Genomic DNA, 25,055 nt, shown 5'->3' with positions numbered 1-25,055 from the left:
TGTACTATGAATTGATACGGCGACGCCTAACGAAAACGAAACGATTCTTCTCTTCAATTCGCAAAGAATAAATTTTTTTACCGTTTCAGAATAAATCATTGATCCCACAATCCTTTGAGATTCTTTCCATACTATCCCCATTGATTTCGATCGGCCGAAATAGATACAGAAGACGTTCGAATTTGAAATTTCTCGATCCAGTTAGAACGATATGAAAAAACTCTTCAAAAATTATTACCGGACGATTCGCATCGTCTTAACTCTCTTTTTAGGAATCGACCTACCGCTGTTCGCCGATTCTCCCGCGCAGGAACTCGCAAAATCGGTGGACCCGCTTTGGATCATCGTCTGTGCCGCGTTAGTTTTCTTTATGCAGGCGGGTTTTCTGATGCTTGAAACGGGACTTTCACGGCTCAAAAACACGATCAACGTCGCTGTCAAAAACTTAATGGATTATATCGTCGGAACAATCGTATTTTTCTGCGTCGGTTTCGGATTGATGTTCGGGATTTCGGAACAGGGCCGTTTCGGAACGAACCTATTTTTTCTGGAAGGTCTCGTTTCCGGAAAAGAATTCGCATTCTTTTTATTTCAAGTCGCGTTTATGGGAACCGCCGCCACGATCGTTTCCGGTGCGGTTGCGGAACGTATTAAATTTTCTGCATATTTAGTCGTTTCCATCGTCGTGTCCGCCGTAATCTATCCGATTTTCGGCCATTGGACCTGGGGCGGAGGATGGATTGCACAAATCGGATTCGTGGACTTTGCCGGTTCTACCGTCGTACACTCGTTAGGCGGCTGGATTTCCTTGGCGGGAATCATCCTTCTCGGAGCGAGAAAGGACAAGTTCAAGGAAGACGGAACACCGCGCAAAATCCAAGGACACAATCTTACGTTTTCGGTTTTAGGGGTTTTTATCCTTTGGTTCGGCTGGTTCGGATTCAACGGAGGAAGCGCGCTTTCATTTACGGAACAAGTTCCTCTGATCATTCTCAACACAAGCCTTGCCGGAAGCGCGGGAGGCATCGTCGCCATCAGCGTTTCCTGGCTCTTTTATAAGATCGCGTCCGTGGAAGATTGTATGAACGGCGTTCTCGGCGGACTTGTTGCGGTCACGGCGGGTTGTCACGAAATTGCGCCTTCGGGCGCGCTTCTTATCGGAGGAATCGCTGGAAGTTCCGTGGTATTGACTTCTTGGATTTTGGAAAAAGTGTTCCGTCTCGACGACGTGGTCGGGGCGTTTCCCGTTCACGGAGTCTGCGGAATCATAGGAACCTTATTGCTTCCCGTTATATCAAAAAATCCTAATATTCAAATAATCCCGCAGTTGATCGGAGTAATTACCTGCGCCGCTTGGGCCTTCGGACTAGGGTTGATTCTTTTCTGGATCTTGAAAATCTCCATGGGAATCCGCGTAAAGGAAGAATACGAAGATAAAGGTTTGAACGTAGCCGAACACGGAGCCGGTTCGAGCTGGATCGATCTCATCCATTCGCTCAAGGATTTGTCCAAAGGCGGAGGCGACCTCACGAAAAAAATCCACGTGGATGCGGGAACCGAAGCCGGAGCCATCGCGTATTTGATGAACCAATATCTCAACAATCTCGGAAAGATGATCTATACGATTAAGGAAAAATCCGGGGAGCTCGAAAATTCCGCTTCCGAAATCTCCTCCGCATGGGGACACATGAGCCATGGAATCCAGCAACAAGCCGCGAGCCTGGAGGAAGTCACATCCATTTTCGATTCGTTCCGAGAATCCTTTCAAAGGATCTCCACTTCGGCGACGGAACAAAAGGAAATCGAGAAAAACGCAAAGGAATTGTTAAACGAACTCGTTTACGGATTTAGAAAGTTCGATTCCGATTTGAAAGCGAGTTCCGAAAGATCGGAAGCCTCGGTCAAAACGATCGATCTCAGCAGAAGGGAACTCAACCATCTCGAATCCGATATCAACGACATCGGAACTTCGGCAAAAAAAGTGGAAGGCCTCGTCAAACTTCTCAACGACATATCCGCAAAACTCGGAATGCTTTCGATCAACGCATCGATCGAAGCGGCTCGTTCCGGAACCTCGGGGAAGGGGTTCGGAGTCGTCGCGGAGGAAATCAACAAACTCGCTTCCGGCACGCAGGAAAGCACGAAAAAAGCCGCCGAGATCCTCGGAGAAATCCAAACCGCAGTTTTCAGGGGAAAGGCGACGGTCGGCAACACGGTGGATTTTTTCAAAAACCTAACGGAAGAATTCAGAACATTAGCACATACGAATATTACAATTCGCGAAAGCAGTTCCCGTTATTCCGATCTGATCGGGGATCTGGATCGGCTCAACTCGTCGATCGCGGCTCAGAGCGAAGTCATCATGTCGAACATCGGGGAACGTTCCTCGGAAATCGGAGGCTTGTATCAATCCGTCGAGTTCATCAACGGAGCGTTTCATGAAATTTCGGCGCAATCGGAAGAATTGTCCGCCACAGGAGAATTTTTAAAACAACTCGCGGGAATTCTCAACTCTCTTGTTCGAAACTTCCGCGTCGAAAAGGACGTGTCCCAGGATTTAATCCCGGGCTGACCGCAGTTCCGTAACGCACGATTACGGTGCAGTTTCAAAAATAGAATTCGGAATCACGACCTCGGGAAAATAATCCGCATAGACAAGTTCGGAACGTTTACTCGGAAAACTCGTATAAAGAATATCGAACGAACTCCGCTTGAGACAATAAGTTCCGCGGTGAATCAGATGCGCCGAAAACACGAGTAAATCTCCCGGAGAATGCGGAATCCTTACCGAATCCGGAAGTTCTTCGTAATTTTTATGTCCGTCCGTCTCCAGCCGGACTTTTCTTTCCAAATCCGTATCCCACCGTTTGTGCGAACCAGGAATCACTTCGATTCCGGGATCTTCCGCAAACGGAATTCGAAAATGATAAACGACATCCCTTTGTAGGATTTCTTTTTGAGTTTCCTCGTCTACTCCGAGGTATTGGACGTCCCGGTGCCAATACGGTCTTTTAGCTGCGTCCTTCGGATTGAAGAACAACTGCGTATTCAAAAAATATACTTTAGAATTGCTGAATGTTTTTGCGATGGATACGAGTTTTTCCTGCTCGATGAATCGGAATAAGAGGTTCCTTTTTTTGTCCTCGGGCAGGAATTTCTTTCGAGTTAAGTACGCGCTGTTTACGTTTTGAGGAAAATCGAATTCTTCCCTCCAACGACGATCCGCCTCCGATACGATTTCCGCGATCGGTTCCCGTTCGGAAGGAGGAAAAAAATTCTTAAATAAATAAAAGCCGTTTTTCGCAAACGATTCCGATTCGAAAGACACGATTTCATTCTGAGAATTGCGCGCTGTTCGTAAAGTAAAATCGTCAAAACTTGAACTGGGAAAGAATGGAATCCAATTCGTTGGCTTGGTGTTGAATCTTTTCCGCGACTCTGGACACCTCGTCCGAATTGGACGCGATCGATTGCGACTCAGTGGTGATCAATTGAATCGTGTCCGCGATCTGATCCGTGGAAAGTTTTTGCTCCTTCGTTGCCGTTTCGATCTGCAGGGATTCCGCGGAAACTTTTCCGATCGTATCGGTGATTTGATCGACTCGATTCGTGTTTTCTTTGACGTTATTGACGAGACCCACCACTTCTTCCTGATATCGATTCGTGTTTTCGATCAAATCCAAAAGAAAGGTCACCACAAAATTGACGTTATTCGATCCTTTGTTGACCGCTTCGTGCGTGTTCGAAACGAGTCGTTCGATATCGCGTACGCTGGAAACGGAACGATCCGCAAGTTTCGAAATCTCCTCCGCGACGACCGCAAATCCGCGTCCCGCCTCTCCCGCGCGAGCTGCTTCGATCGCGGCGTTCAACGATAATAAATTCGTTTGATCGGAAATTCCAGTAATCAACGTAGTGATCGAATTGATCTGCTTTGCCATTTCACGGATTTCATCGATGGCTTTGGTCGCCTGAAGAATCGTTTCCTTTCCTTCCACTGCGGCCGTAGCGGTTCGACGAACGGAATCGCTGAGACTGACGAGTTTTTCACCCGCGAGTCCCATAGAGCTCTTAAGTTCACCCGATCGAATCTTTAAATCCTGCGCGTCCCGCGCCTCTCCTTCCACGGATTGAAGAACGTTCTGCAAAGAAGCGGCGATCTCTTCGAGAGCGGCGGAGGATTGTTCGGTTCCCGCAGCTTGGGACTGCGCCGACTGATTGAGACTTCGTATGGACTCCGTTAGTTGGTTTACGATTTGATTGGAATTGCGCGCCATCCGCGAAAGGGTTTGAAACAACTCGGAAAGATAACGCAGGAATTCGTTCGCGGTCACGGTGATTTCACCGATCTCGTTGTCGTAGACCGCGTCGATCCGCAACGTCAGATCCCTTTCTCCCATAGCCTGCTTTAATCCGAGAGTGATCTTATGAACGGGATCGATGATAGAACGGATAACGACGAAACAGAACAAAGTCGTGACGAGCAGAAGAATCAAAAGACCGGAAATCGCGGCGACGATCCGGAATCGATCGGCCTTCAATCGTTCCTCCAAAAGAACCTGAGTCGTCGATAAAAGATCCCTTTCCAAAACCTTGTATTCCTCGACAAAGACGAGCATTCGTTTTAAGAACGCGTCCGCGGTTTCGGGAGATTGACCGGAAAACGTCTTTTTGCATTGATCCAAGTTTTCCTTTACGTGTTTGTCGAGATTGCGGATTCGTTCTTCGAATTTTTCCTTGATCACTCCGTTTTGCCCGACCGATCGTTCGAGCAACGCCGTGACTTCCTTTTGATTGCTTTCGATATGATGAATCTTATTGAAGATTTGGATCGCCTCCTTGGAAAGAAAATTCGGATTTTCGTTTTCCAAAAGCTGATACCCTGTTCCCCGAATCAGAGCCAGGTCGCTGATTATATTCGGAATATATAATATATTTACGGAAAGTACGTAGAACGTTTCCGGATAGGAATCGAGAATCAGATTGGAATCCTGAGCCACGTAATCCTGATACTCCATCAGAAGTTTAAAGAACGGGTCGTGGGCCTGGATCACTCCATCGATCGTCAGGGACGAATCGGGGATTTTCGGAAGTATTTTCCATTCCTTTCGCATGGAAGCCAGATATTCGGGAGAACGTTTCATAAACCCGATCTCCTTTTCCAATTCCTCGAGTTTGGCAAGAGCGTCTTCCACCGCTTGATTGCTTTTCTTCAAAGCCTCTACGGAAGACTTCCCTTTCATCACATAATAAAAATCCTTCCTGCGATCCACGAATTTGGAATAGAGTTCGATCGCTCCGAAGAAGAAATCGATTCCCCCCACCTCTCGTCTGGTAAATTCGCTTTTGTCCATAAACTCCTTTAAGAAGAAAAAGCTCGCGAGCAAGAGCGGAACTAGGGTCGGAAGAATGACGAGGATCAATTTTTTGATAAGGGAAAGATTGTATATTTTTTGGATCACGGGCTTCGATTCCTTGGAGGAGAAGACTTAATGGGATTGGAAGAGTTTTTTCAAGAATTTATTGCTTCGCGTTTTATAAAAACGGAAGAAAGAAGAGTCTTGTCGGCAGGGAGCCCGCGTCAGCGATGCGGAGCGTGCGAAGCAGTCGTTTCGAGCAGAGCGAGAAAGGACCGCAGCGCGGAGCAAGCGCGGTTCTCACGCAGTGAGAAGACGCCCGCTTGCCATCGTTCGAATTCTCGTTTCGGGATTTTCGATTCCCGAAGGGAATTCGGTTTAAAATTTAGGCGTTATCTACGACCAACATGCTTCGCAGCATCCAAGCCGTTTTTTCATGAACCTCGAGTCTTTGTGTCAACAGATCCAAAGTCACTTCGTCTCCTCCCGCATCGGCCGCAGGTAAGAGTGCGCGAGCCGTTCTGATCACCGTTTCGTGTCCTGCGACAAGATGACGGATCATATCTTCCGCGTGGGGAACTCCGCCTTCCTCATGAATCGAAGTCAATTTGCCGAGTTGATGCGAAGAGCTAGGAGCGTAAAATCCGAGCGAACGAATTCGTTCCGCGATCAGATCGATCGACAGCCAAAGTTCGTTGTACTGCGTTTGAAACATGAGATGCAGCGTATTGAATAACGGACCGGTTACATTCCAATGATAGCTATGCGTTTTAAAATACAGAATGTACGTATCGGCTAATAATTTTTGCAACCCGGTATTGATCGTTTCTCTGTTTTTTTCGGAAATTCCTATATCTATGTCGTTCATATTCAGATCCCCCGTTTCATTTTAGACTGTACCCGTAAAACGACAAGAAAAAACTTGCAAGGCCGTTCAAAACCAAGTTCCTTTATCGTAAAGAACGTAAGATTAGTATCTCAATTAACGAGCATATCGGAAAATTTAATTTTACTTTATTAAAAAATCGAGTAGCAAGAACCCGGTTCGATTTCAGGACAGATTGTTATATTAGAAAAAAGGAGTGGAAGATTTTCCACTCCTTAAGGCTGGAATTATTTTTTCTTGGAGTTGTAAGCGCGAATCGCCGCGAAAACCTCTTCCAATTCCTCGTCCTTCATGTACGGAAACAGTGGATAATTGAGAACGGAAGCGCAGATTCTCCCCGTCGTATGTTTATCACCGAACTTTCCTTTGATATACGGCTTTGCTCCGGGCTGATCGCTCATCGCTCCCGGATAGATATTTCCGAATCCGATTCCCTTTTCCTTCAGCACATCCTGAATATGAGGACGTTCTTCCGGTGTGGAAAGGGTCACGTTGCAATATCCGTTCTCTTCGTAATCCTTAGGCGGATGAATCACTTGGATTCCGAGGCTTGGGAGTACTTCATAATATTTTTGTGCGGCCTTTCTTCTTGAAACGATTCTCGCGTCGAGATGTTTCAGATTGATGTTCAAAAACGCAGCCTGCAGCGTATCGAGTCTGGAATTCCAACCCACGTCTCCGTACGCGTAATGCGAAATTCTTCCGTGATTGGAAAGCATTCTTACTTTGTTTGCGAGTTCTTCGTCGTTCGTAAATACGGCGCCGCCGTCTCCCGCTCCGCCCAATACTTTTGCAGGATAAAAGGAAGTCGTGCTGATCAGCGCGTCCTTGTAGATCGATGCGCCTTTGTATTTCACTCCGTAACACTGAGCTCCGTCTTCCAAAAGCGGAATCCCTTTGGACTTGCAGAGTTTACGGAAGTCTTCGATACGGGAAGATCCCCATCCGTATAGATGAACGATCATAGCGGCTTTCGGTTTTACTTTGTCCACTGCCTTTTCGAATTCGGCGAAGTCCATCTGCAGGTCTTCCGGATCGGTATCGACCGTATAAGGATCGGCCCCTACGTTTACTACGGCCTCGAAAGTCGCCCAAAAAGTGGAATCGGGAAGAAGCACCGCGTCTCCCTTTCCCACGCCTAACGCACGTAATGCGAGCTGAAGCGCGTCCGTTCCGTTCGCGCATGCTACGGAATATTTCGTTTCCGCCTGAGCGGCGAGATTTTTTTCCAGGAGGGAAACTTCTTCTCCTCCGATAAAACTTGCGTTTTTACTGAGAATTTTTACTTTTTCTTCCCATTCTTCCAGTAGTCCCGGTTCAAACCTTTTGATATCGATAAATGGAACGCCCATTCGGCTCTCCTGTTTTTAATTTTATACGTAAGAATATTCTAAAATACTACTTCTTCTTTTTCGCAGCCGTTTTCGAAGGGACTTTCTTTTTTGCCGATGAATTTTTCAGATTCGCGGAATAAGTCGAGGTCTTCTTATTGGCTGCGGCCTTCCGATTCGACGCACCCTTTTTTACGGAGTTTTTTTTGGTTGCCGCTTTGCCTGCATTTTCATCCGAAGCGTCGAGTCTCGTCCGAAACGAAGGATCCGCTTTCAAGAGGAGCTTCTCGTCGAACATCAATGCGGCGACTTCTTCGTAACGACTCACCGGAAAAAAGGTCATCCCCTTTTTCACGTAATCGGGGATCTCTTCGAGATGCTGCAGATTGTCCTTGGGATAGATGATCTTATGGATCCCCACGCGTTTGGCGGCTACGATCTTTTCGCGAAGCCCTCCGATCGCGAGGACTTCCCCCGTTAGGGTCAGCTCGCCCGTCATCCCGTAACCCGCTTTGATCCTCGTATTCAAGGCAAGAGAAAGAATCGCGGTCGCCATCGTGATTCCCGCCGACGGTCCGTCCTTCGGAGTCGCTCCGTCGGGAACGTGAAGATGAATCATCTTGTCCGAGAACAAATCGTCGTTATGTAAGAAATTCTTAATATAGCTGAGGGCGATGCTCGAGGATTCTTCCATCGTTTTACCGATCATTCCGGTTAAAAGAATTCCTCCCTTTCCTTTTACGAAAAGAGCTTCGATCAAGAGAGTCGCTCCTCCCACCGACGTCCACGCGAGCCCCAGGGCGGTGCCGGGAACGGTCGCGCGAACCATTCGTTCGTCCGTAAACTTCGGAACTCCCAAAAAGGTTTCGAGATCCTTTTCCCGAATGACTTTGGGGAAAGATTCCTTTCGTACGATCTTCATCGCGATCTTACGTACGAGCTTGTCCGTGACCTTTTCCAATCCGCGTACGCCGGATTCCCTCGAATACGAATCGATCAGCGCGACGACTGCCTTCTTATCGAATTCGATTCCGTACGGCGCGACTCCGTTTTTCTGGAGAACTTTTTTCCAAAGATATTTCTGAAAGATCTGAACCTTTTCATCCGTGATATATCCGGAAAGATTGATGATCTCCATCCGATCGAGAAGAATTCTGGAGATCGAATCCAACGTGTTCGCGGTCGCGATAAAAAATACATTCGAAATATCGAATGGAAGATCCAGATAATGATCCCGGAAATTTTTGTTCTGCTCCGGATCCAAAACTTCGAGCAGCGCGGAGGCAGGATCGCCTTGGATTCCCACGGCGAGTTTGTCGATCTCGTCGAGAAGAATCACGCAGTCCTTCTCTTTTGTTATGCGAAGCGCCGAAATGATTTTTCCCGGCATCGATCCGATATAAGTCCGTCTATGTCCTTTGATTTCGGCCTCGTCCCGCATTCCCCCCACGGAAAAACGGAAGAACTTTCTTCCCATCGCCTCCGCGATGGACTTTGCAATGGACGTTTTTCCTACTCCGGGCGGTCCGACTAAAAGAAGAATCGTTCCCTTCTCGTCGCTCTTGAGTTTTTTCACGGCGAGAAATTCCAAAATTCGATCCTTAACGTCCTCGAGTTTGTAGTGATCTCGATCGAGAGTTCGTTTGGCTTTGTCGAGATCGATCTCCCGATGGGCTGCGGGTTCCCAAGGTAAAGACTCGAGAATGTCCAAATAGTTTCGAATCACGTTGTAATCGCCCGTGTTCGGATCGGCATACGAAAACTTATCGAGTTCCCTCGTGACTTCTTCGATCACTTCCGGGTCGGCGCCGATGGATTTAAGACGTTCGAGAAATTTTTCGTATTTCTTTTCGAACTTGTCGTCCTTGATTCCGAGTTCGTTTTGAATCGCCTTGAGTTGCTCTCTTAAGAAGAACTGTCTTTGTTGTTTGTCGATCTTGTCCTGAATCTGATCGGAGATTTCCCTTTGGATCGATACGAGTTCGATTTCTTTTTTTAAGAACAGAAGAACCTTTTCGATTCTCTCTTTAAGAACGTTGGACTCGATGACGGATTGATATTCTTCCTTTTCGAGATTGAGAATGGAACATACGAAATCGGCCATCTTTCCCGGCTCGTTTACGTTGAGCATGGTGAGTTTCATCTCTTCGGTGAAGAGAGGGTTGTTCTGCGCGAGTTCGCGGGTCATGACGAGAAGGGTTCTCATCATCGCTTTGATCGTATTCTTAGGCGCGCCCGGTTCTTCCTCGGGATAAGAAACCTTGGAGAGCAACGGATCGATACTTGTATAAGACGCGATTTTAAAACGGCGAACCGTGTTGATCAGAATATTGACCGCACCGTCCGGTAAATTCACTTTTTTTAATATTTTGGCGACTACGCCGTATTGATAGATGTTTTCGGAAGTTTCTTTTTCATTCTCCTCATCCTTTAAAAGAACGAGACCGAGAAACGAATTACCTTTGATGGATTCTTCGACCGCTCTTGCAAACTTTCCGCTCGGAACGATCAACGGCGTAATGATGCCCGGAAATACGGGTCGGGACTTGATCGGAATTAAAAACAGTTCCGGGGGAAGAATCGAGTCCAACGGAATGATCGGATTCTCTTCCATTCCCGACAAATCCTCTAATGGTTCCAATCGCCCTCCTCCATTCCCGCATGTGTTCCGACAAAGGTCGAATTTGTCCAGGTTCCTACGCTGGAAAGGATTCTCAAATCAAATCCGACCCATTCTCCGTCTAAAAAAATCATGAAAGCAATCCAAATGTCCCAATTCGGCGGAAAAGAAGTTCTGGAATGGGTTTCCATCCCGACTCCGGAACCCAAGGAAGGAGAGGTCCTCGTTAAAATTCACGCGGCCGGAGTCAATCCGGTCGATTGGAAAATCAGGGAAGGCAAGCTGCAAGGGAGAATGCCGCACGAATTTCCCGTAATCCCAGGTTGGGAATTTTCGGGCGTGGTGGAAGCGCGGGGTCACGCGGCGAGACGTTTCGAAATCGGCGACGAAGTGTTCAGTTATTGCAGAAGACCTACGATTTCCAAAGGCGCCTACGCGGAATCGATTGCGATCCCGGAATCGTATCTGGCGAAAAAGTCGAAGGCCATGTCGTTCGAGGAAAGTGCGGGAACTCCTCTCGCAGGTTTAACGGCGTATCAATGTCTCTTTCAGTTGGCCGACTGCAAAGCGGGAAATACGGTTTTGATTCTCGGAGCTTCGGGCGGCGTGGGAAGTTTCGCCGTTCAACTCGCCAAGAATGTCGGAGCTACTGTGATCGGATTGGCCGGACCGGAAAATCAGGATTTTCTAAAGAACGAATGGAAGGTCGATCTTGCGTTGAACTACAAAAATCCCGATTGGAAGAAGGAGTTCCTACATTCTTACCCGAAGGGGGCCGATCTCGTGATGGATTTTGTGGGAGGTCCCACGTTCCAAGACGGAGTTTCCTGTCTTCATTCTCAAGGAAGAATCGTGTCCATCTTAGAAAGCGACTTCTCCGCAATTCCGAATGTTTCCGCCGCGTATCATTTCGTGGAACCGAACGCAAAACATCTGGAAACGTTGAGTCGGCTCGCGGACGAAGGAAAACTCAAAACCTACGTCAGTCGCACCTTCCCTCTTTCCAAGGCGGCGGACGCAATGGAAGAAATCGGGCGCTTTCATACGAGAGGAAAGATCGTGTTGAACGTTTGATTATTTTGCGTATCGATTGACTTTCCTTTATGGGAATCCTATAATTGGCGAGTTCAAAAAGATACAGGGGAACGAGAGATAGGAGTTCAACCGATGAAACGACGTGCAATAACCCTCATGGCAATTTGTCTTGTTTTCGCTTTCGCCGACTGCAAGAAAAACGACGATGACGACGACAAAACGATACTGGCTTTAGTCGTAGCGGATTTTTTATACAATCCTTATGAAAAGATCACTCCTTCCGCTGGGACGATCACCGTGGCGGGAGCGAGTTATACGAACAGAGCGTTTACCCCTTCTTGTACGGGAGCCGATGGAAATACGACATTCTCCATCTACCGCAAAAAAGTAAGCGCATCGAATAAGAAACTTCTGATTAACTTTATGGGAGGAGGCGCTTGTTGGAGCAACTATAACTGTTTCGGAAACAGCACGACGACGTATTTCAATCAACTCAATTCCGTTCCGGATCTGTTCGTAAAACTCGCGTTTCAAGGAGTGATGAACGCGGGCAACGCTTCCAATCCATTCAAAGATTATGATGTAGTTTTTATTCCCTATTGCACGGGAGATCTTCACATCGGTTCCAAGGATATGACCTACACCAACCCGAACACAGGAACGGCGACGGTCGTCAAACACCGCGGATACGATAACGTACTCGCCACGTTGAAATACATTCAATCCGAATATACGGGTGTGGAGAACGTCTTCGTGACCGGACAAAGCGCCGGTGGATACGGGGCCTTATTGAATTATCCGATCGTACGGGAAACCGTGAAAGGTCTGAACGCTTCCGTAAAAGTGAATCTACTTTCGGATGCGTCCAACGGAGTCGTGCCCGCAGGATTCTTTAACAACCTAAGCACTCAGTGGGGAGCGGACCCGAATCTCCCGACATGGGTGACGGGAATCGCCGCAAACTATCTCACAGCCGGTGCACCGTCCATTCAGGATTTCTTTACGAAGGTTTCCACGTATTACAACGGTTCGGGAGATAAAACCGGACAATACACGGCTCTCTTTGACGGAAATCAAAGATTCTTTTATAAGGTCATGAACATCATCAACGCGGCGCCGACGTATTCGGATTCTAAAACGACCGATCCTTATGATTCGAGCAAAACGTATTCGGCGTTATTCGGAGATTCGGATGGAAGTTCCGCTCCGGACGGAACACCGGCCTCGACGAACGGATCCAGTTGCGGCTGGTCCCAACAAGCGGTCACTTCTATGACGGGGATTTCAGGCGGAGCGGCGAACTACTCCTATTACATCGCGCCGGGGGACGTACATACGATCACGACCTCGGAAGAAATGTACAACGTAAACGCGGGAGGAACGAACTTCGTAACCTGGCTGACGACGCTTTCCACCGGAGTCAAACCGGGGAACGCGAAGTGTTCCAATAACGGAGAAAATTGTACGAATTCCAATATGGTCAAAAGCAAGATCAATCTTGCGCTCGGGGTGGCAACCTCGGATCAATCCTACGCAAACGCGAGAAGTTTACTGACGACCTGCGGAACGATCACCGGTCTCTAAAAACGAAAATCCGCACGGTCCTTAAAGGAACTCGTGCGGATTCTCATTCTACACAAATGAAGTAATTCTTACTTCGACATCATCCCAGCATCAGATCGGCGTAATCGTCAAAAGCGCCGCAGTGGTAGAAATAGAAGCTCGAACACCATTGCAGGTATAAGGAGAAGTTGTTGAAACTCCAGTTACGCTAATCGAATAAACTGCGTTCGCCGCAACGGTGATGTCTGCCGTTGCACCGGTCGCGGAGCTGGTCAGAACTGTGGTATTTCCACCGTCTTTCACGAGAATTTCGAACTGGTCGCGCTCCGAATTACAGCGACTCGAAGTATGAAGCTGAGAACCATTGACGCCAGTCAATCGATACGTTCCTGCCTTCGTGAACGTTAGGGTCGGGGTTCCGTTTTTGTCTCCGCAAACCGTAAAAGTCTGACCTTCGGGAACGGTAAGGTTAGTCGCGCCGGAGGACAAGCGAGCGCCGCTGTTGCAGGGATTTAAGACATAGCCTGCAATTAAGAGGTTCAGGAAAAGCTTATCGGATTTTTCCTCATCGGTTTCCTTAGGTTTACATGCGATCGCCATAACCAAAATCAAAAGCGCTAAGGTGGCCTTTTTCATATTATTTATATTCCTTCAAAGAGAGTTAACGCTTGATATATGCTCGGAGTTATGCGGATACGGTCAGCAAAGGTTCCCTTTTTCGGAAAAAAAACGCGAAAAAGGATTTTTTTTAAACCGACTTGAAACTGGATGAGAAATTTGGAATATGATTCCGGGCGGCGGACGGGCTCTCCGCTTCAGTCAAGTTATTGAATTCTCCGAACGCCGTTCCTGAAACGGAACAGCAATAACTTGACTCCGCATCGATCCCTGCCGCGTTGTGAACGGGAGTTTCTTACGAAAACGGCCGGATCGGGCCGTTTCTAAACATTAAATATCCTTAATAATCAAATCCATCATACGGATAAAAACCTTACGGATATCTTCGCGGGCTTCCTCCGAAGGAAGAACCTTGTGATTCCAGATTTTTAAACCGAAGCGGATAAAGAAATTATCCAGAAACTCGGATTCCACGTGTGTTTTCAAAAGAGTTTTACCGCCGTCCCGGTTCCAGGATAAAGCGACTTTGGTTCCTTTGTCGCCGTTGGCGTGAACGAGAGTTTCGGTAAACTCGTGGATGATGGATTCCAGATTTCCGGGAATGACCAAATTGATCGCCCAAGTGGGAATCACGTAGGAAAACCCGCCCGAAACGTCGAACTTTTCGATCTTATGGATCTTAAACGAAAGAGAACCGTTATCCGGATGATTTACGAAAACGCCCGAAAGAAGAATTTCAGGATTTTCTAATAAAAGTCCGTAGAGATTGGCTTCGAGAGCGACACGGACCTGAAACGGAAAATGGTTCAGCGAAGGAATCGAAAACGAATCCTCATGATACAAATTTCCTTTCGAGTCATACGGAAGAATTCTCCCGTGAGCGGTGATAAACTTGAACGAAACGTCCGGAGTTTTGGAATTCAGGCGAATCTCCGCGAGGGTTTTTCCCTTTTGATTTTCGATCTTGATGTTCACCCAGCCGAGATACTTGATCGTATCGAGATAATCGCCTAACTCCTCGTAGTCGTCAGCGATGTTTCTGGAAATCGAACCTTTGAAGTTGAACTTGGTGATCGAAGATCCTCCCTTCGATTCCTTATCGTCGGAAAGAACAAGCAGCGAATCCAAACCGAAATAATAATTCAAAAACTTACCGAGATCCGGAAAAGATTTGGAAAGATCGTTCAGAACCTTTCTCGCTTCCGGATTGTTGACCTTTTTAAAGATCATCGTATTCGGAGCGTCGATCTGACGAACGTTATGCGGATCCAAAAATTTCAGACCGGCTTCCATCGCCATCACCGCGTGTTTGTGCGTAAATGGACCGAGATGCGTGACCAGATCCAAATTCCCCGAATAGGAAGTTCCCCCGTACAATGGCTTCGGATTGTGTTTGAGATCGAACTCCGCGCTGAAATCCCCGAACGCGGGAACGGAGATCGTCTTCATCCTTTTTTCTTCGAGACTGATCTTATAACCTTCGGAAGAAAATCTACCCTTGTACGAAACCCAATGTGTTCCGTCCTCTTCCTTTTGCAGAAATTCGGAGTGATAGAGCTTTTTGAGTTCGAACTTTTCCAGAGAAGCTTCGATGTATTTGTGGAACTCCAACGCCTTTCCGTCGTATTGAACCTTCTTGGCGACTCCGCGCAAGAATCCGAGGAATTGTTTGGAAATCTCTCTTCCGTCGGGACCGATCGAAGGGGGAATGTCCTTGAGTGATAAAGCCCCTAAGACGGGAAAAACAAGAAGAATCGAAAGTAGAACAACTCCGCGCAGAATCAAACCTTGAAGCCGAATTCTCACAATCACCACCTTTTATATAACGATCGATATATATTACTGAAGTATTCCTCCCAAACCTAATTCCCGATTTTTAAAATGCAAGATTTTTATAACGATCGCTACACAAAAGATTTCAGGGTTCGATGATAAATCGAATCGGATTTCCCTTTCGTTCGTCCAGATCTTCGAGACATTGATTCACTTCTTCCAGAGGATGGTGCGAGGTAATTGAATGCGTAAGATTGATTTTTCCTTTCAAATACAGATCGATGAGTTCGGGAATCGCGCGCCGATCCGAACCGTACGAACCGGAAACGGAAATCATCTTCTCGATGAGAATGAACGGAATCTGAAATTTGAGAGGCTGCTTGCCGATTCCGACCAAAACGATTCTTCCTCCCCGATTCATCGCTCGAAGAGATTCTTCCACGTTGGACATATAACCCGAAAAATCGGCGAGAAGATCGACTCCGTTCGTAATTTCTTTTAAGGTTTTACCGGGATTCCGAATCTCCTTCAAGTTCACCGATTCGTCGGCTCCGTATTTCGCGGCGTTTTCCAAAGACCCTTTGTCCACATCGAGCGCGATCACCTTACCGCTCGTCAACGCTCTTGCAACCGCAACCGCGTGAATTCCCAAACCGCCGCAGCCGAAAATCGCAACCGTATCTCCGTCTTGAATATTGCCTCGGTAACGAATCGCATGATACGGAGTGGAAACCGCGTCCGCAAGAATCGCTCCTTGATCGAAAGGAATCGCATCGGGAAGAGAATACAAATAACGTTCTTCGACTACGTTGTATTCGGCGAAACTTCCGTCCCGATCGAAGCCGAACACGCCTAAGTCCTTGCAGAGATTTTCATGTCCGGATTTACATTGTTTGCAGACTCCGCAGGAAGTTCCGGCCGCGATCACCACCCGATCGCCTTTTTTAAAACGACTTACGTTTTCTCCGATCTCTTCCACAACGCCGGAAGATTCATGACCGGGAACTCTTGGGTGATGTTTACACTTCATCGTTCCATGAACGACGAGATGAACGTCGGACCCGCAGATGCCGCAGGCTTTGATTTTTACTTTTACTTGGTCGGGTCCGAGCGCGGGAACGGGAACTTCGCGGATGTCTAAGATTTTTTTACCGGATTCTAAAACTGCGGCTTTCATGTTCGATTCTCCAAGGATAAGACGCAACGTAGATTAAGATCGATCGCGGACGAGTCAAGGTGATTTGGGGTTGAATTCGGATTCTACTTTTACGGATCCGTAAATTTCCGGGTATTCGAACGAGCGAATCTTTCCGAAATTTTCGCGGGTTTAGCACTTGAATCGGGAGCATCGGATTTTTTCATGGAAGGAGAATCGATTCGGTTGTAAAATCGGAGGAATTCTCCAAATAGAAAACTCCTTCCGGAGGAACACATGGAATCAGAGACAATCTACCGGGAGATCAAGGCGAGTCAGAACGGTCAAGACTGGCATCATACGAATTGTTTCGGCTGCGGTCCCGATAATCCGAAAGGAATTCACGCAAGTTTCCCCTTTCACGAAGAAAGCGGCGAAGTTCGATTTCCGTTTAAAATAGAAAAAGCCTTTGAAGGCGCTCCGGGTTTCGCGCACGGAGGAGTTCTTGCGACTCTCCTCGACGAAGCGCAAGGCGTGCTTTGTTTTCATCTCGGTCACTTCGTGATGACCGATCAGTTGTATATGCGTTATCACAAAGCGGTTCCTCTCAACGAAGAGGTGGAAGTTCGTTGTTGGGTTACGATGGTTAGAAGAAGAAGGCTTTATACGAAAGCTACGATTCATTTTTCCAAAACGGGAGAACTTCTCGTTTCCTCCAAAGCCCGCTGGTACGATATGTCCGAAAGAACGATGAGAAGAATGTTCCAAGGAACCGTATTCCCGATCGACACTCTTCTGCAGGTGTTGGAAGTGAACCAGAAACGCGGTAAGGAAATCCGCAAACGGATCAAACGGCAAAAAATCGAATCTTAAGAATTCAATTTTCCTAATACACGTTTTTCTTAAGCGTTTCGAAGCGAACGGAATACCTGGCGCACCCAGGTTTCCAAGCCGTCGAGACCCGGCTTTTTGTGTTTTAACAAAAGACGGAAATACAAACCTCCGTACAAAAGATCGATAAAACCTTCCACTTCGCCGTCGCTCACGTCCGGAAATTCTCCCGTGGCGCGTCCGCGTTTGATGTATTCGGCCGCGATCTTTCTTCTCGGCCTTAGATAATCGTCCCGTACCGCTTTTGCCAATTCCGCGTCGTCTTGCGCGGCTCCGATCACGGAAGAGATTACTTTCCCGTAGTCGCCTTGGAAAACTCCGGCAAGTCCTTTCATCTGCTTGAGAATTCCTTCCTCCAACGAAATACCTTCGGGAAAATCCAGAAACGGACTGATCAAAGTAAGAATGGTATTCATCGCAAGAGTCGCCTTGCTCGGCCATCTTCTATAGATCGTGGTCCTCGCAACACCCGTCTTTTCCACGATGTCGTCGATGGAAAAACCGTAAAATCCCTTCGACGCAAGCAACTCGAACGTTGCCTTTAAGATGGATTCTTCGTAATCCTGCGCCCTCGGCCTTCCTCGGCGGGAGACTTCTTCTTTTTCCTTCGTTTTCTTTTTTTCGGCCATATTCTCTTTTTACGAAAAAACTCTTGACCGTCAAGTGAATTACGATACTGCTGGTATCGAATATACGAAACTACCAGTATCGTAATTCTTGAAGGAGAATCATCAATGCGTGCAGCCATATCCACACTCATTCTTTCCACGGTATTCGCGTTCGCTTTAGGCGCGGAAAAAAGATCGAACAACCCGGTCGGAGTCGTAAACGGATTTTTTTCCGCGTTCGGAAAAGGAGATCTTCCCGGAGTCATCGGAAGTTTTCACGAAAACGCGTCCATCACCGCGGTCCGAAAAGCTTCGCGTAAAACCGGAGAACTCTACGGTTCGTATTCCGGTAAAAAAGGCGCGGAAGAATTCGTGACCAATCTCGGTAAGACGTTTAACACGAAGGAATTCGTCGTCGAGAACGTGATCGGAAACAAGGACGTCGTATTTGCAAACGGGCGTTTTAAACACGAATTGAAATCCACCGGGAGAATGTATGAAAGCGACTGGGCTCTGAAATGTATCGTTAAGGACGGAAAGATTTTAGAGTACGTTTTCTATGAGGATACGTCCTCGTTCGACATCGCGAATCGTTAACACATCCGATTCAGCTTCTTTTCCAAGGCGGGTTAGCGTTCGGCTCCCGCCGTTTTTTTGAATATTCTAACTTTAGAATATTTTTTACGGGAGAAATCGTATCAACACCCCGCAGAATGAACGTCGTTTATACGCTCCAAGTTCCCGGATGAATGGCGGTCTTGATCTTGTTTAAGATCTCCACGGTCGCATACGGTTTTTGTAATACTTCGATCACTCCCTCGCGCAAGAGTTCCATCTTCTTGTTCGGCTCGATAAATCCGCTCGCCAGAATCGCGCGGATCGCAGGATTGATCCGTTTCATTTCGTAATACATTTGATCTCCTTCCATTCCCGGAAGCCCTACATCCGAAAGAACGAGATCGATACGATTCCAATGCGATCGATAAATTGCAACCGCATCCAATCCGTTCGCGGCAACGAGAACCTTGTATCCTTCCTTTTCAAGAATCGCGGTCAACACTTCCTTCAGCATTTCCTCGTCCTCGATCAAAAGAACGGTTCCCGCCCCGGGATTGAGAATTCGCACGGAAGATTCTTCGTTCGTATCTTTTGCGACTTCGTATGTTTGCGCGGGAAGATAGATTCGAAACTCGGTTCCCTTTCCGATCGCGCTGTCCACTTCGATAAAACCTCGATGCGTTTCCACGATTCCGTATGTGGTTGCAAGTCCCAATCCCGTTCCTTTTCCCGGAGCCTTGGTCGTAAAGAACGGTTCGAAAATTCTTGCCTTGGTGGAAGCGTCCATTCCGATTCCCGTATCCGCAACGGTGAGTTCCAAGTAAAGAAGAGCTTCGGCTTTTTCATGTCTGCTTCGTATCTCTTCGCCGCGAACCGTTCTGGTCGACAATCGAATCTTACCTCCGTTCGGCTCCAAGGCGTCTCTTGCGTTTACACATAAGTTGAGAAGGACCTGATGGAGCTGCGTATGATCCGCAAGGACCTGAGGCAGATCGCATCCCATCGAAAGATCGATCTCGATCAATTTCGGAAAGGTTTCGTCCATCAGATGTACGATCTCATAGACTACTGAGTTCAGATGAACGGGGCCGAGGGTCATATCCCCTTTCCGTGCGATCGTCAGCAGCTGACCCACGAGATCGGCGCCGCGTTTGATCGTCGTTGCGATCGCATCCGTGCTTTTGATTCTTTTTTGACGGTCCGTGGATTCGTCCTGAAGAATCGACAAATGACAGGATATGATTCCGAGAAGATTGTTGAAATCGTGCGCAATCCCTCCCGCAAGAGTTCCGAGACTTTCCAGTTTCTGCGTCCGAAAGAGCCTTTGTTCGAGTTGCCTTCGTTTCGTGATGTCCATAATCACGCCCGCGACTCCGACTATATTCCCTTCTCTTAATATAGGACGGACCGAAATCTGAACCCAGATAGAACCGCCTTCTTTTAATTTAATGCGACATTCGCACATGTCGCGATTGCCGCCGAGGGCCGAACCCATCAGTTTGCGAAAGTATTCCCGATCCTCTTCCAATACGATTTCTTTAAACGGACTTCCTATGATCGTTTCGGGAGAATAACCGATCAAGGATTGTATGATCGGACTGATATACGTGACTCCGCTTAGAACGTTCGTGGAAAAAATGACGTCGTTTATGTTCTCGACGAGTTCCCTATATTTTTGTCTGGATTCCTGAAGAGCTTGTTCCGCTCTTTTTCGCTCCGTGATCACCGTTCCCGATGCGATCAAGAATTGAATGACTCCTAATTCGTCTCTCAAAGGTTGGATCGAAAAATCGACGACGATGTATTCTTCTTCGGCGATTCGAACTTCCGCGTCGTATCGAAGCGATTCTCCTTTGGCGGCTCTTGCTATGGCGTTTCTCAGAGTTTCCCCGCTTGCAGTTGAAAAAGACCACCAATAGGTTTGATCAAACGGTTTCCCCAATACGTCCTCAAAGCGGATCTTTGCCGCCGTCAACGGGGCCTTATTCACTTCGACTAAAACTCCGTCGGGCCGGATCAGGCCGACGAACATATCGGGAACCAATCCGTCGATGATGTCGCGCAAACGCTTCTGGTTTTTTTTTGCCGCGTCTTCGATCAATTTAAACTGCGTTATGTTTCGCGCTACCCAATAGACCGTCGTTTCGGAACGATACGAAACGCTCGCTTCGAACCACAAAACCTCCCCGCGGATTTCCAAATCGTATTCGATGCTCTGCGTTTTTCCCGTCGTGAGGGTTCTACGGATGGTCGCTTCCGCAAGGTCCGCCCGATCGGAAGTAAAAAAATCGCGCACTCGATTTCCTAAAAGTTCGTGAGCGGGGGCCGTTAAAAACTTAGCCTTGGTGGGCGCGATTTTAAGATAACGTCCTTCCACATCCATTACGAGAATGATATCGCTCATCGCGGAGAAAAGCGCTCTTAAGTCCAACTCCGAATCCTTCAGAGCGTCTTCCGCTTTCTTTTGAGCGGTGACGTCTTGAGCCATCACAAGACCGTAATCGATTTCTCCGTTTTCATTTTCGATGGGGGCGTGTTCGAGTTTGAAAATTCTTCCCATATAAGGGATTTCGATCGTCGTCGTCCTTCCTTCAAAGGCCGCCTTATATAACGGTTCGCTAATATCGCAGATTTCTTTCGGAAAGATGTCGCGGATGGTTTTACCCTGCACTTCTTCCGCTACGAGATCCACGAGCTGCAAACCTCTTCCTTCAAAAATAAGATACCGAAAATCCCGATCGAATACGGCGACTCCCCCGTTCGGAAACTGTTTGGCGATTTGTCTGTAAAAATATTCCCGTTTTTCCTGTTCCATTTTGGCGGTTCGAATCGCTTCTTTCTCCAGCATTCCCAATATAACTCCTAAGACCTCTTGAAGAATCCGCAATTCGACCAAAGCTTCGCGTCTTATCTTCAAGAACGTCGAGGCAATGAATCAGAACTTAACAATTCGTTCCGTTTGAATCGGGATAACACGTTCGGCTTAGATCGTTTTGGAACGACTCTAAACTTGATCGGAATAAAATCCCTCTATTTGAACGAATTATTAAACGAAGCGTTTTTTACAAATCATTCTCTCTGCAAAGGACTATGCTGAAAGGATTACTATTTTAAAATCTTTTTACTAAGAATTAAGTTAACAATTTGTTTCCGAAAAGAAACCGGAGTCATTCAAACAAGACCATGAAGCAAACGGAGGCAAAGAACGAGAGGATTAAAAAAGGATTCTTAAGTCCGCAGAGATCGATCCAAAAAACATTAAAATATTTTAATTTTCCTATATTCGTTCCGTCTCCGTCTTTACGAAACGAAGCGCAAACGCGAATTCAAGCGGTTTCAGAAACCAAAAACTTCAATCCCAAAACGGAAAGGATCAACGTGGAAAGAAAAAAACCTCTCCAGAAATCGATCGGCTCTCCGTGAATCAAAATTCCCACAAGCACGGTTCCAACCGCGCCGAGCCCGGTCCAAACCGCATAACCGGTCCCCATTGGAATCGTTTGTACGGCCTTATTCAAAAAAACCAAACTCAATACGGCGGAAATTGCAAACCCTACGGTCCACAACGGTTTCGAAAAATTCTCCGAAAGTTTCAAACAGGTAGTAAAGCCGATTTCAAAAACGGAAGCGATGATAAGATAGATCCAAGCCATAGATCCACGTTTTTTTACGGGCTCCGTGTATCAACTCATTGTCTTTCAGAAGATAGGGAAGAAGTTTTTTTTCGAATCGTAAATAGAAGTTTCTTCTTCCTCTTTTCAAAAGAAGAAAGTCTAATTCTAAAACGGACGGAGAAACGAACTTTGATCGAATTATATTCAGCTTCCACACCGAACGGAAGAAAAGTTTCCATTCTATTGGAAGAATTAGGAATTCCTTATACAGTGCATCCGATTGATCTCGGAAAATTGGAACAGAAACAGGATTGGTTTTTGAAAATCAATCCGAACGGAAGAATTCCCGCGATCATCGACAAAGATAACGGCGATTTTACCGTTTTTGAATCGGGGGCCATTCTGATCTATCTCGCCGAAAAAACCGGAAAACTGTTACCGAAGGATCCTAAGGAAAGAAGCGTGGTTCTGCAATGGTTGATGTTTCAGATGGGCGGAGTCGGTCCGATGCAGGGCCAAGCCGGAGTCTTTTTGAAATACGCTCCCGAAAAAATTCCGTTCGCGATCGCAAGATATCAGAACGAAACCAAACGTCTTTATTCCGTCCTCGATCGCAGGCTCGGTGAAAGTAAATATCTCGGCGGAAAGGAATTGTCGATCGCGGATATCGCGACATGGCCTTGGGTGAACGTTCACGACTATGTGGAGGTTTCTCTCGACGAGTTTCCGAATCTCAAACGCTGGGAGGCGGAACTCTCACAACGTCCAGCATTCATAAAAGGAAAGGACATTCCGAACAAAGTGGATCACCAAAAGGACGCCGAGGAAATCAAAAAGAAAGCGCAAGCTATGTTAGGAAAGTAGAATTTTCTGATATTCTAAAGCGTATGTCCGTTGCGATCCGATGCGGCGTCGGCAACCGGAAGAACGACGTAAAAAGTCGTTCCTCGATCGGAAGTCTCGAAAAAGATCCTGCCATTGTGATCTTCGATGATTCTGCGGCAGATATCCAATCCTAAACCGGTTCCGGCTCCCGAAGGTTTTGTGGTGAAAAAAGGTTCGAAGATCCGATCCCGTATCGTGTCTTCGATTCCGGTTCCGCTGTCTTCAATCGCGATCTCCCAACCCGAGGATATTTTTTTACAGGAAATCGACATTCTCCCTTTATAGTTCATCGCATAGAGCGCATTACCGATGATGTTCGTCCAGACCTGCGTCAGCGCGTCCGCATTTCCCCAAACGTAGGCGGTGTCGGGCATATTCCGGACGATTTCCACTTGAGTTTTATACTTGGAATAATAAAGCGTAAGTACGGTTTCCAATTGTTTGCGGACGTCGACCGGTCCCATCGCAGCACCCGAACGATCCTTATACGCGTATTCTTTGAGAGCTTGTATGACGAGCGACGCTTTTTCCGCCGCCTTTTCGATCGTAAAACTGGCACGGGCCAAACTGGACAAAGAAAGCGCGTTATGCGCGATCGGAAAGAATCTCTCCTTATCCGATAACTCTTGCAGAACTTCGGAAATTTCCTCCGGCGCGATTCCCAAATCCGTGAGAATATCGGCGAGCCGCATCGAGTCCCGGATTCCTACTTCGCTTAACAATCCCGAGATTTTTTTCCGTTTTGCTCGCTCCTCTTTCGTATCGTAAAATTCCCGCGGAGATATTCCTTTGGAAAAAAGTTTTTCCCAGACTTTCTTTTCGGCTTCGGAAAATTCGGAATAATTTCTTAAAAGAGTCTCCCACGAATTGGACAATACGGATTGAATTCCTTCGTTCGAGGAAACGATCGCTCCCAGCGGGGTATTGAGTTCATGCGCTATACCTGCTACCAACTGTCCTAAAACGGCCATCTTTTCGGAGCGGATCAGCTGTTTCTGCGCGCTTCTCAAATCTTCAATGGCTCGAACGACTTGTTCGTTTTTGGAAACGAGATATTGGTTTACGGTTCTTAATTCTTCCGTTCGTCTGGTGACGATTCCTTCGAGACCTTCGTTGATGGAGCGGATTCGTTGTTCGGCGTCCGTCATTTCCTTTACAAGAAACGTTTGTCTCGCACTCGCGATCACGACTACGATCGTCGTTCCCGTCCACGCTACGATCCGAACTCCTTCGGGCAGACCGGAAAGAGTTCCGGCAAGAACGATCGTGATCGAACTCGCAACTACTTCAAATAAAGGTAATAAACGGAGAGCGGCTTCGAACCTTCTTCCCCAAATCGGGTTATCGTTGAACTTAGGCTCCCAAGTCAATGCTCCGTATCCTAAGATCAACGCGGATACGGAAAATCCCGCGTTGAGAATCGTTCCGTCCGGCGGAATCTCTACGATAAAGAACGCGTTCCACAACAACCAGCAAAGCCCCGTTCCTCCCATTCCGAGTATGAACGCAAACCAGGACTTATCCGGCTGCAATCGCAAAAGCGGAATGAGCAGAACTCCCAACGCGGCCGCCGTTAAAAAGGATACGGGATGATTGATCAAAGGGAGAAGCTGCGGTATTCCGACTCCTTCGCGTTGCGGAAGATACAACGCGAGCGAGAGCGTAAGGATCGCCGTTATCAAGCCTAATGCGTCGAGAACCGCGGCGCGGATACGAGTGCGATCACATTCAATAACGATAATAGAATATCCTATCACGAAGGAAGGCGCGACCCAAGGAAACAAATAATCGCTCGGGGTAGGCGTCACATAATAATCGAGATACACTTGGATCGCCCACGAAAGCTGACCGAGCGCGTTAGCGGTAAGGCCCAGCGCAAACCAGAGTCGGAATCGATGGATTCCTCCTTCGGCGGCGAGATATCCGAGCCAAGCCAGAATCGCGGCACAGAGATAGGTGATCGTCCAATGAATATTGTCTATAAGTCGATCTACGTTTCTTTCTTCGTAATAGTAATTTCCGAAAAAAGAAACGATCGTCAAGATCGTACTGATCCAAAATATCCAAAGCCCCGCTTTGGTTAAGGAAGATCGAGATTGACTTCTCTGAATTGTCATCAATGACTCACGAACGACGAACAGTATGGACGTTAACCGTTCGACTCGTCGACCTCTTTTCTCG

General features: G+C 47.3%; 18 protein-coding genes. 6 read left to right on the top strand and 12 right to left on the bottom strand.

Annotated elements, in window-relative coordinates; translation table 11 throughout:
* Positions 1-211 precede the first annotated feature (211 nt).
* Positions 212-2,572, top strand: a complete 2,361-nt coding sequence (gene amt / locus DLM76_RS09095) for an ammonium transporter (protein WP_118957606.1) — start codon at positions 212-214, stop codon at positions 2,570-2,572.
* Between the two features lie 21 nt (positions 2,573-2,593).
* Here the strand turns inward: amt and DLM76_RS09090 are convergent, their stop codons facing one another.
* From DLM76_RS09090 to lon, 5 genes are all read right to left on the bottom strand, one after another.
* Positions 2,594-3,328, bottom strand: coding sequence for a phytanoyl-CoA dioxygenase family protein (locus tag DLM76_RS09090; protein WP_241548213.1), 735 nt, complete (start codon positions 3,326-3,328; stop codon positions 2,594-2,596).
* A gap of 43 nt (positions 3,329-3,371) precedes the next feature.
* Positions 3,372-5,462: a methyl-accepting chemotaxis protein gene (locus DLM76_RS09085; RefSeq protein WP_118957608.1), complete on the bottom strand. Its 2,091-nt coding sequence runs from the start codon at positions 5,460-5,462 to the stop codon at positions 3,372-3,374.
* Positions 5,463-5,742: 280 nt separating this feature from the next.
* Positions 5,743-6,225: a Dps family protein gene (locus DLM76_RS09080; protein WP_118957609.1), complete on the bottom strand. Its 483-nt coding sequence runs from the start codon at positions 6,223-6,225 to the stop codon at positions 5,743-5,745.
* A gap of 245 nt (positions 6,226-6,470) precedes the next feature.
* Positions 6,471-7,595, bottom strand: coding sequence for a DegT/DnrJ/EryC1/StrS aminotransferase family protein (locus DLM76_RS09075; RefSeq protein WP_118965014.1), 1,125 nt, complete (start codon positions 7,593-7,595; stop codon positions 6,471-6,473).
* Positions 7,596-7,641: 46 nt separating this feature from the next.
* Positions 7,642-10,188: an endopeptidase La gene (gene lon / locus DLM76_RS09070; protein ID WP_241548226.1), complete on the bottom strand. Its 2,547-nt coding sequence runs from the start codon at positions 10,186-10,188 to the stop codon at positions 7,642-7,644.
* A 138-nt stretch (positions 10,189-10,326) separates the two neighbouring features.
* On the opposite strand from lon, the gene DLM76_RS09065 reads away from it, so the two are divergent.
* Together DLM76_RS09065 and DLM76_RS09060 are read left to right on the top strand one after the other, a co-directional pair.
* Complete coding sequence (locus tag DLM76_RS09065; RefSeq protein WP_118965013.1) at positions 10,327-11,268, top strand: NADP-dependent oxidoreductase; 942 nt, start codon at positions 10,327-10,329, stop codon at positions 11,266-11,268.
* Between the two features lie 93 nt (positions 11,269-11,361).
* A complete protein-coding gene (locus DLM76_RS09060) occupies positions 11,362-12,813 on the top strand; it encodes a pectin acetylesterase-family hydrolase (RefSeq protein WP_118965012.1) in 1,452 nt (483 codons plus the stop codon).
* Between the two features lie 90 nt (positions 12,814-12,903).
* Here the strand turns inward: DLM76_RS09060 and DLM76_RS09055 are convergent, their stop codons facing one another.
* The 3 genes from DLM76_RS09055 to DLM76_RS09045 all read right to left on the bottom strand — a co-directional run bounded on the left by DLM76_RS09055 (position 12,904) and on the right by DLM76_RS09045 (position 16,360).
* Positions 12,904-13,428, bottom strand: coding sequence for a hypothetical protein (locus tag DLM76_RS09055; protein WP_118965011.1), 525 nt, complete (start codon positions 13,426-13,428; stop codon positions 12,904-12,906).
* A 312-nt stretch (positions 13,429-13,740) separates the two neighbouring features.
* Positions 13,741-15,216 (bottom strand): hypothetical protein, encoded by a 1,476-nt coding sequence (locus tag DLM76_RS09050; protein ID WP_241548212.1) that lies wholly within the window; start codon positions 15,214-15,216, stop codon positions 13,741-13,743.
* 112 nt (positions 15,217-15,328) lie between these two features.
* Positions 15,329-16,360: a zinc-binding dehydrogenase gene (locus tag DLM76_RS09045; protein WP_118965010.1), complete on the bottom strand. Its 1,032-nt coding sequence runs from the start codon at positions 16,358-16,360 to the stop codon at positions 15,329-15,331.
* Between the two features lie 255 nt (positions 16,361-16,615).
* On the opposite strand from DLM76_RS09045, the gene DLM76_RS09040 reads away from it, so the two are divergent.
* Entirely contained in the window at positions 16,616-17,191 is a 576-nt protein-coding gene (locus DLM76_RS09040; protein ID WP_118965009.1) for a PaaI family thioesterase, read from the top strand.
* A gap of 29 nt (positions 17,192-17,220) precedes the next feature.
* Here DLM76_RS09040 and DLM76_RS09035 read toward each other — a convergent pair whose 3' ends face one another.
* Positions 17,221-17,838 carry a TetR/AcrR family transcriptional regulator gene (locus tag DLM76_RS09035; protein ID WP_118957617.1) on the bottom strand — a complete coding sequence of 206 codons (618 nt, stop codon included), beginning with the start codon at positions 17,836-17,838 and terminating at the stop codon, positions 17,221-17,223.
* 105 nt (positions 17,839-17,943) lie between these two features.
* On the opposite strand from DLM76_RS09035, the gene DLM76_RS09030 reads away from it, so the two are divergent.
* Entirely contained in the window at positions 17,944-18,414 is a 471-nt protein-coding gene (locus tag DLM76_RS09030) for a nuclear transport factor 2 family protein (protein WP_118957618.1), read from the top strand.
* Between the two features lie 127 nt (positions 18,415-18,541).
* Here DLM76_RS09030 and DLM76_RS09025 read toward each other — a convergent pair whose 3' ends face one another.
* A complete protein-coding gene (locus DLM76_RS09025) occupies positions 18,542-21,223 on the bottom strand; it encodes a hybrid sensor histidine kinase/response regulator (protein ID WP_118965008.1) in 2,682 nt (893 codons plus the stop codon).
* A gap of 478 nt (positions 21,224-21,701) precedes the next feature.
* Positions 21,702-22,028 carry a DMT family transporter gene (locus tag DLM76_RS09015; RefSeq protein ID WP_118957622.1) on the bottom strand — a complete coding sequence of 109 codons (327 nt, stop codon included), beginning with the start codon at positions 22,026-22,028 and terminating at the stop codon, positions 21,702-21,704.
* A gap of 150 nt (positions 22,029-22,178) precedes the next feature.
* Here DLM76_RS09015 and DLM76_RS09010 point away from each other — a divergent pair, with 150 nt between their 5' ends.
* Complete coding sequence (locus DLM76_RS09010; protein ID WP_118957623.1) at positions 22,179-22,853, top strand: glutathione S-transferase family protein; 675 nt, start codon at positions 22,179-22,181, stop codon at positions 22,851-22,853.
* Between the two features lie 14 nt (positions 22,854-22,867).
* Here the strand turns inward: DLM76_RS09010 and DLM76_RS09005 are convergent, their stop codons facing one another.
* On the bottom strand, positions 22,868-24,991 hold the full coding sequence (locus tag DLM76_RS09005; RefSeq protein ID WP_118957624.1) for a sensor histidine kinase: 2,124 nt from the start codon (positions 24,989-24,991) through the stop codon (positions 22,868-22,870).
* Positions 24,992-25,055: the final 64 nt, after the last annotated feature.

It is taken from the genome of Leptospira yasudae (assembly GCF_003545925.1).
In the GTDB taxonomy this organism is placed as follows: Bacteria; Spirochaetota; Leptospiria; order Leptospirales; family Leptospiraceae; genus Leptospira; species Leptospira yasudae.
The sequence above is the reverse complement of the archived record's forward strand: the minus strand, read 5'-3'. Positions and strand labels throughout refer to the sequence as shown.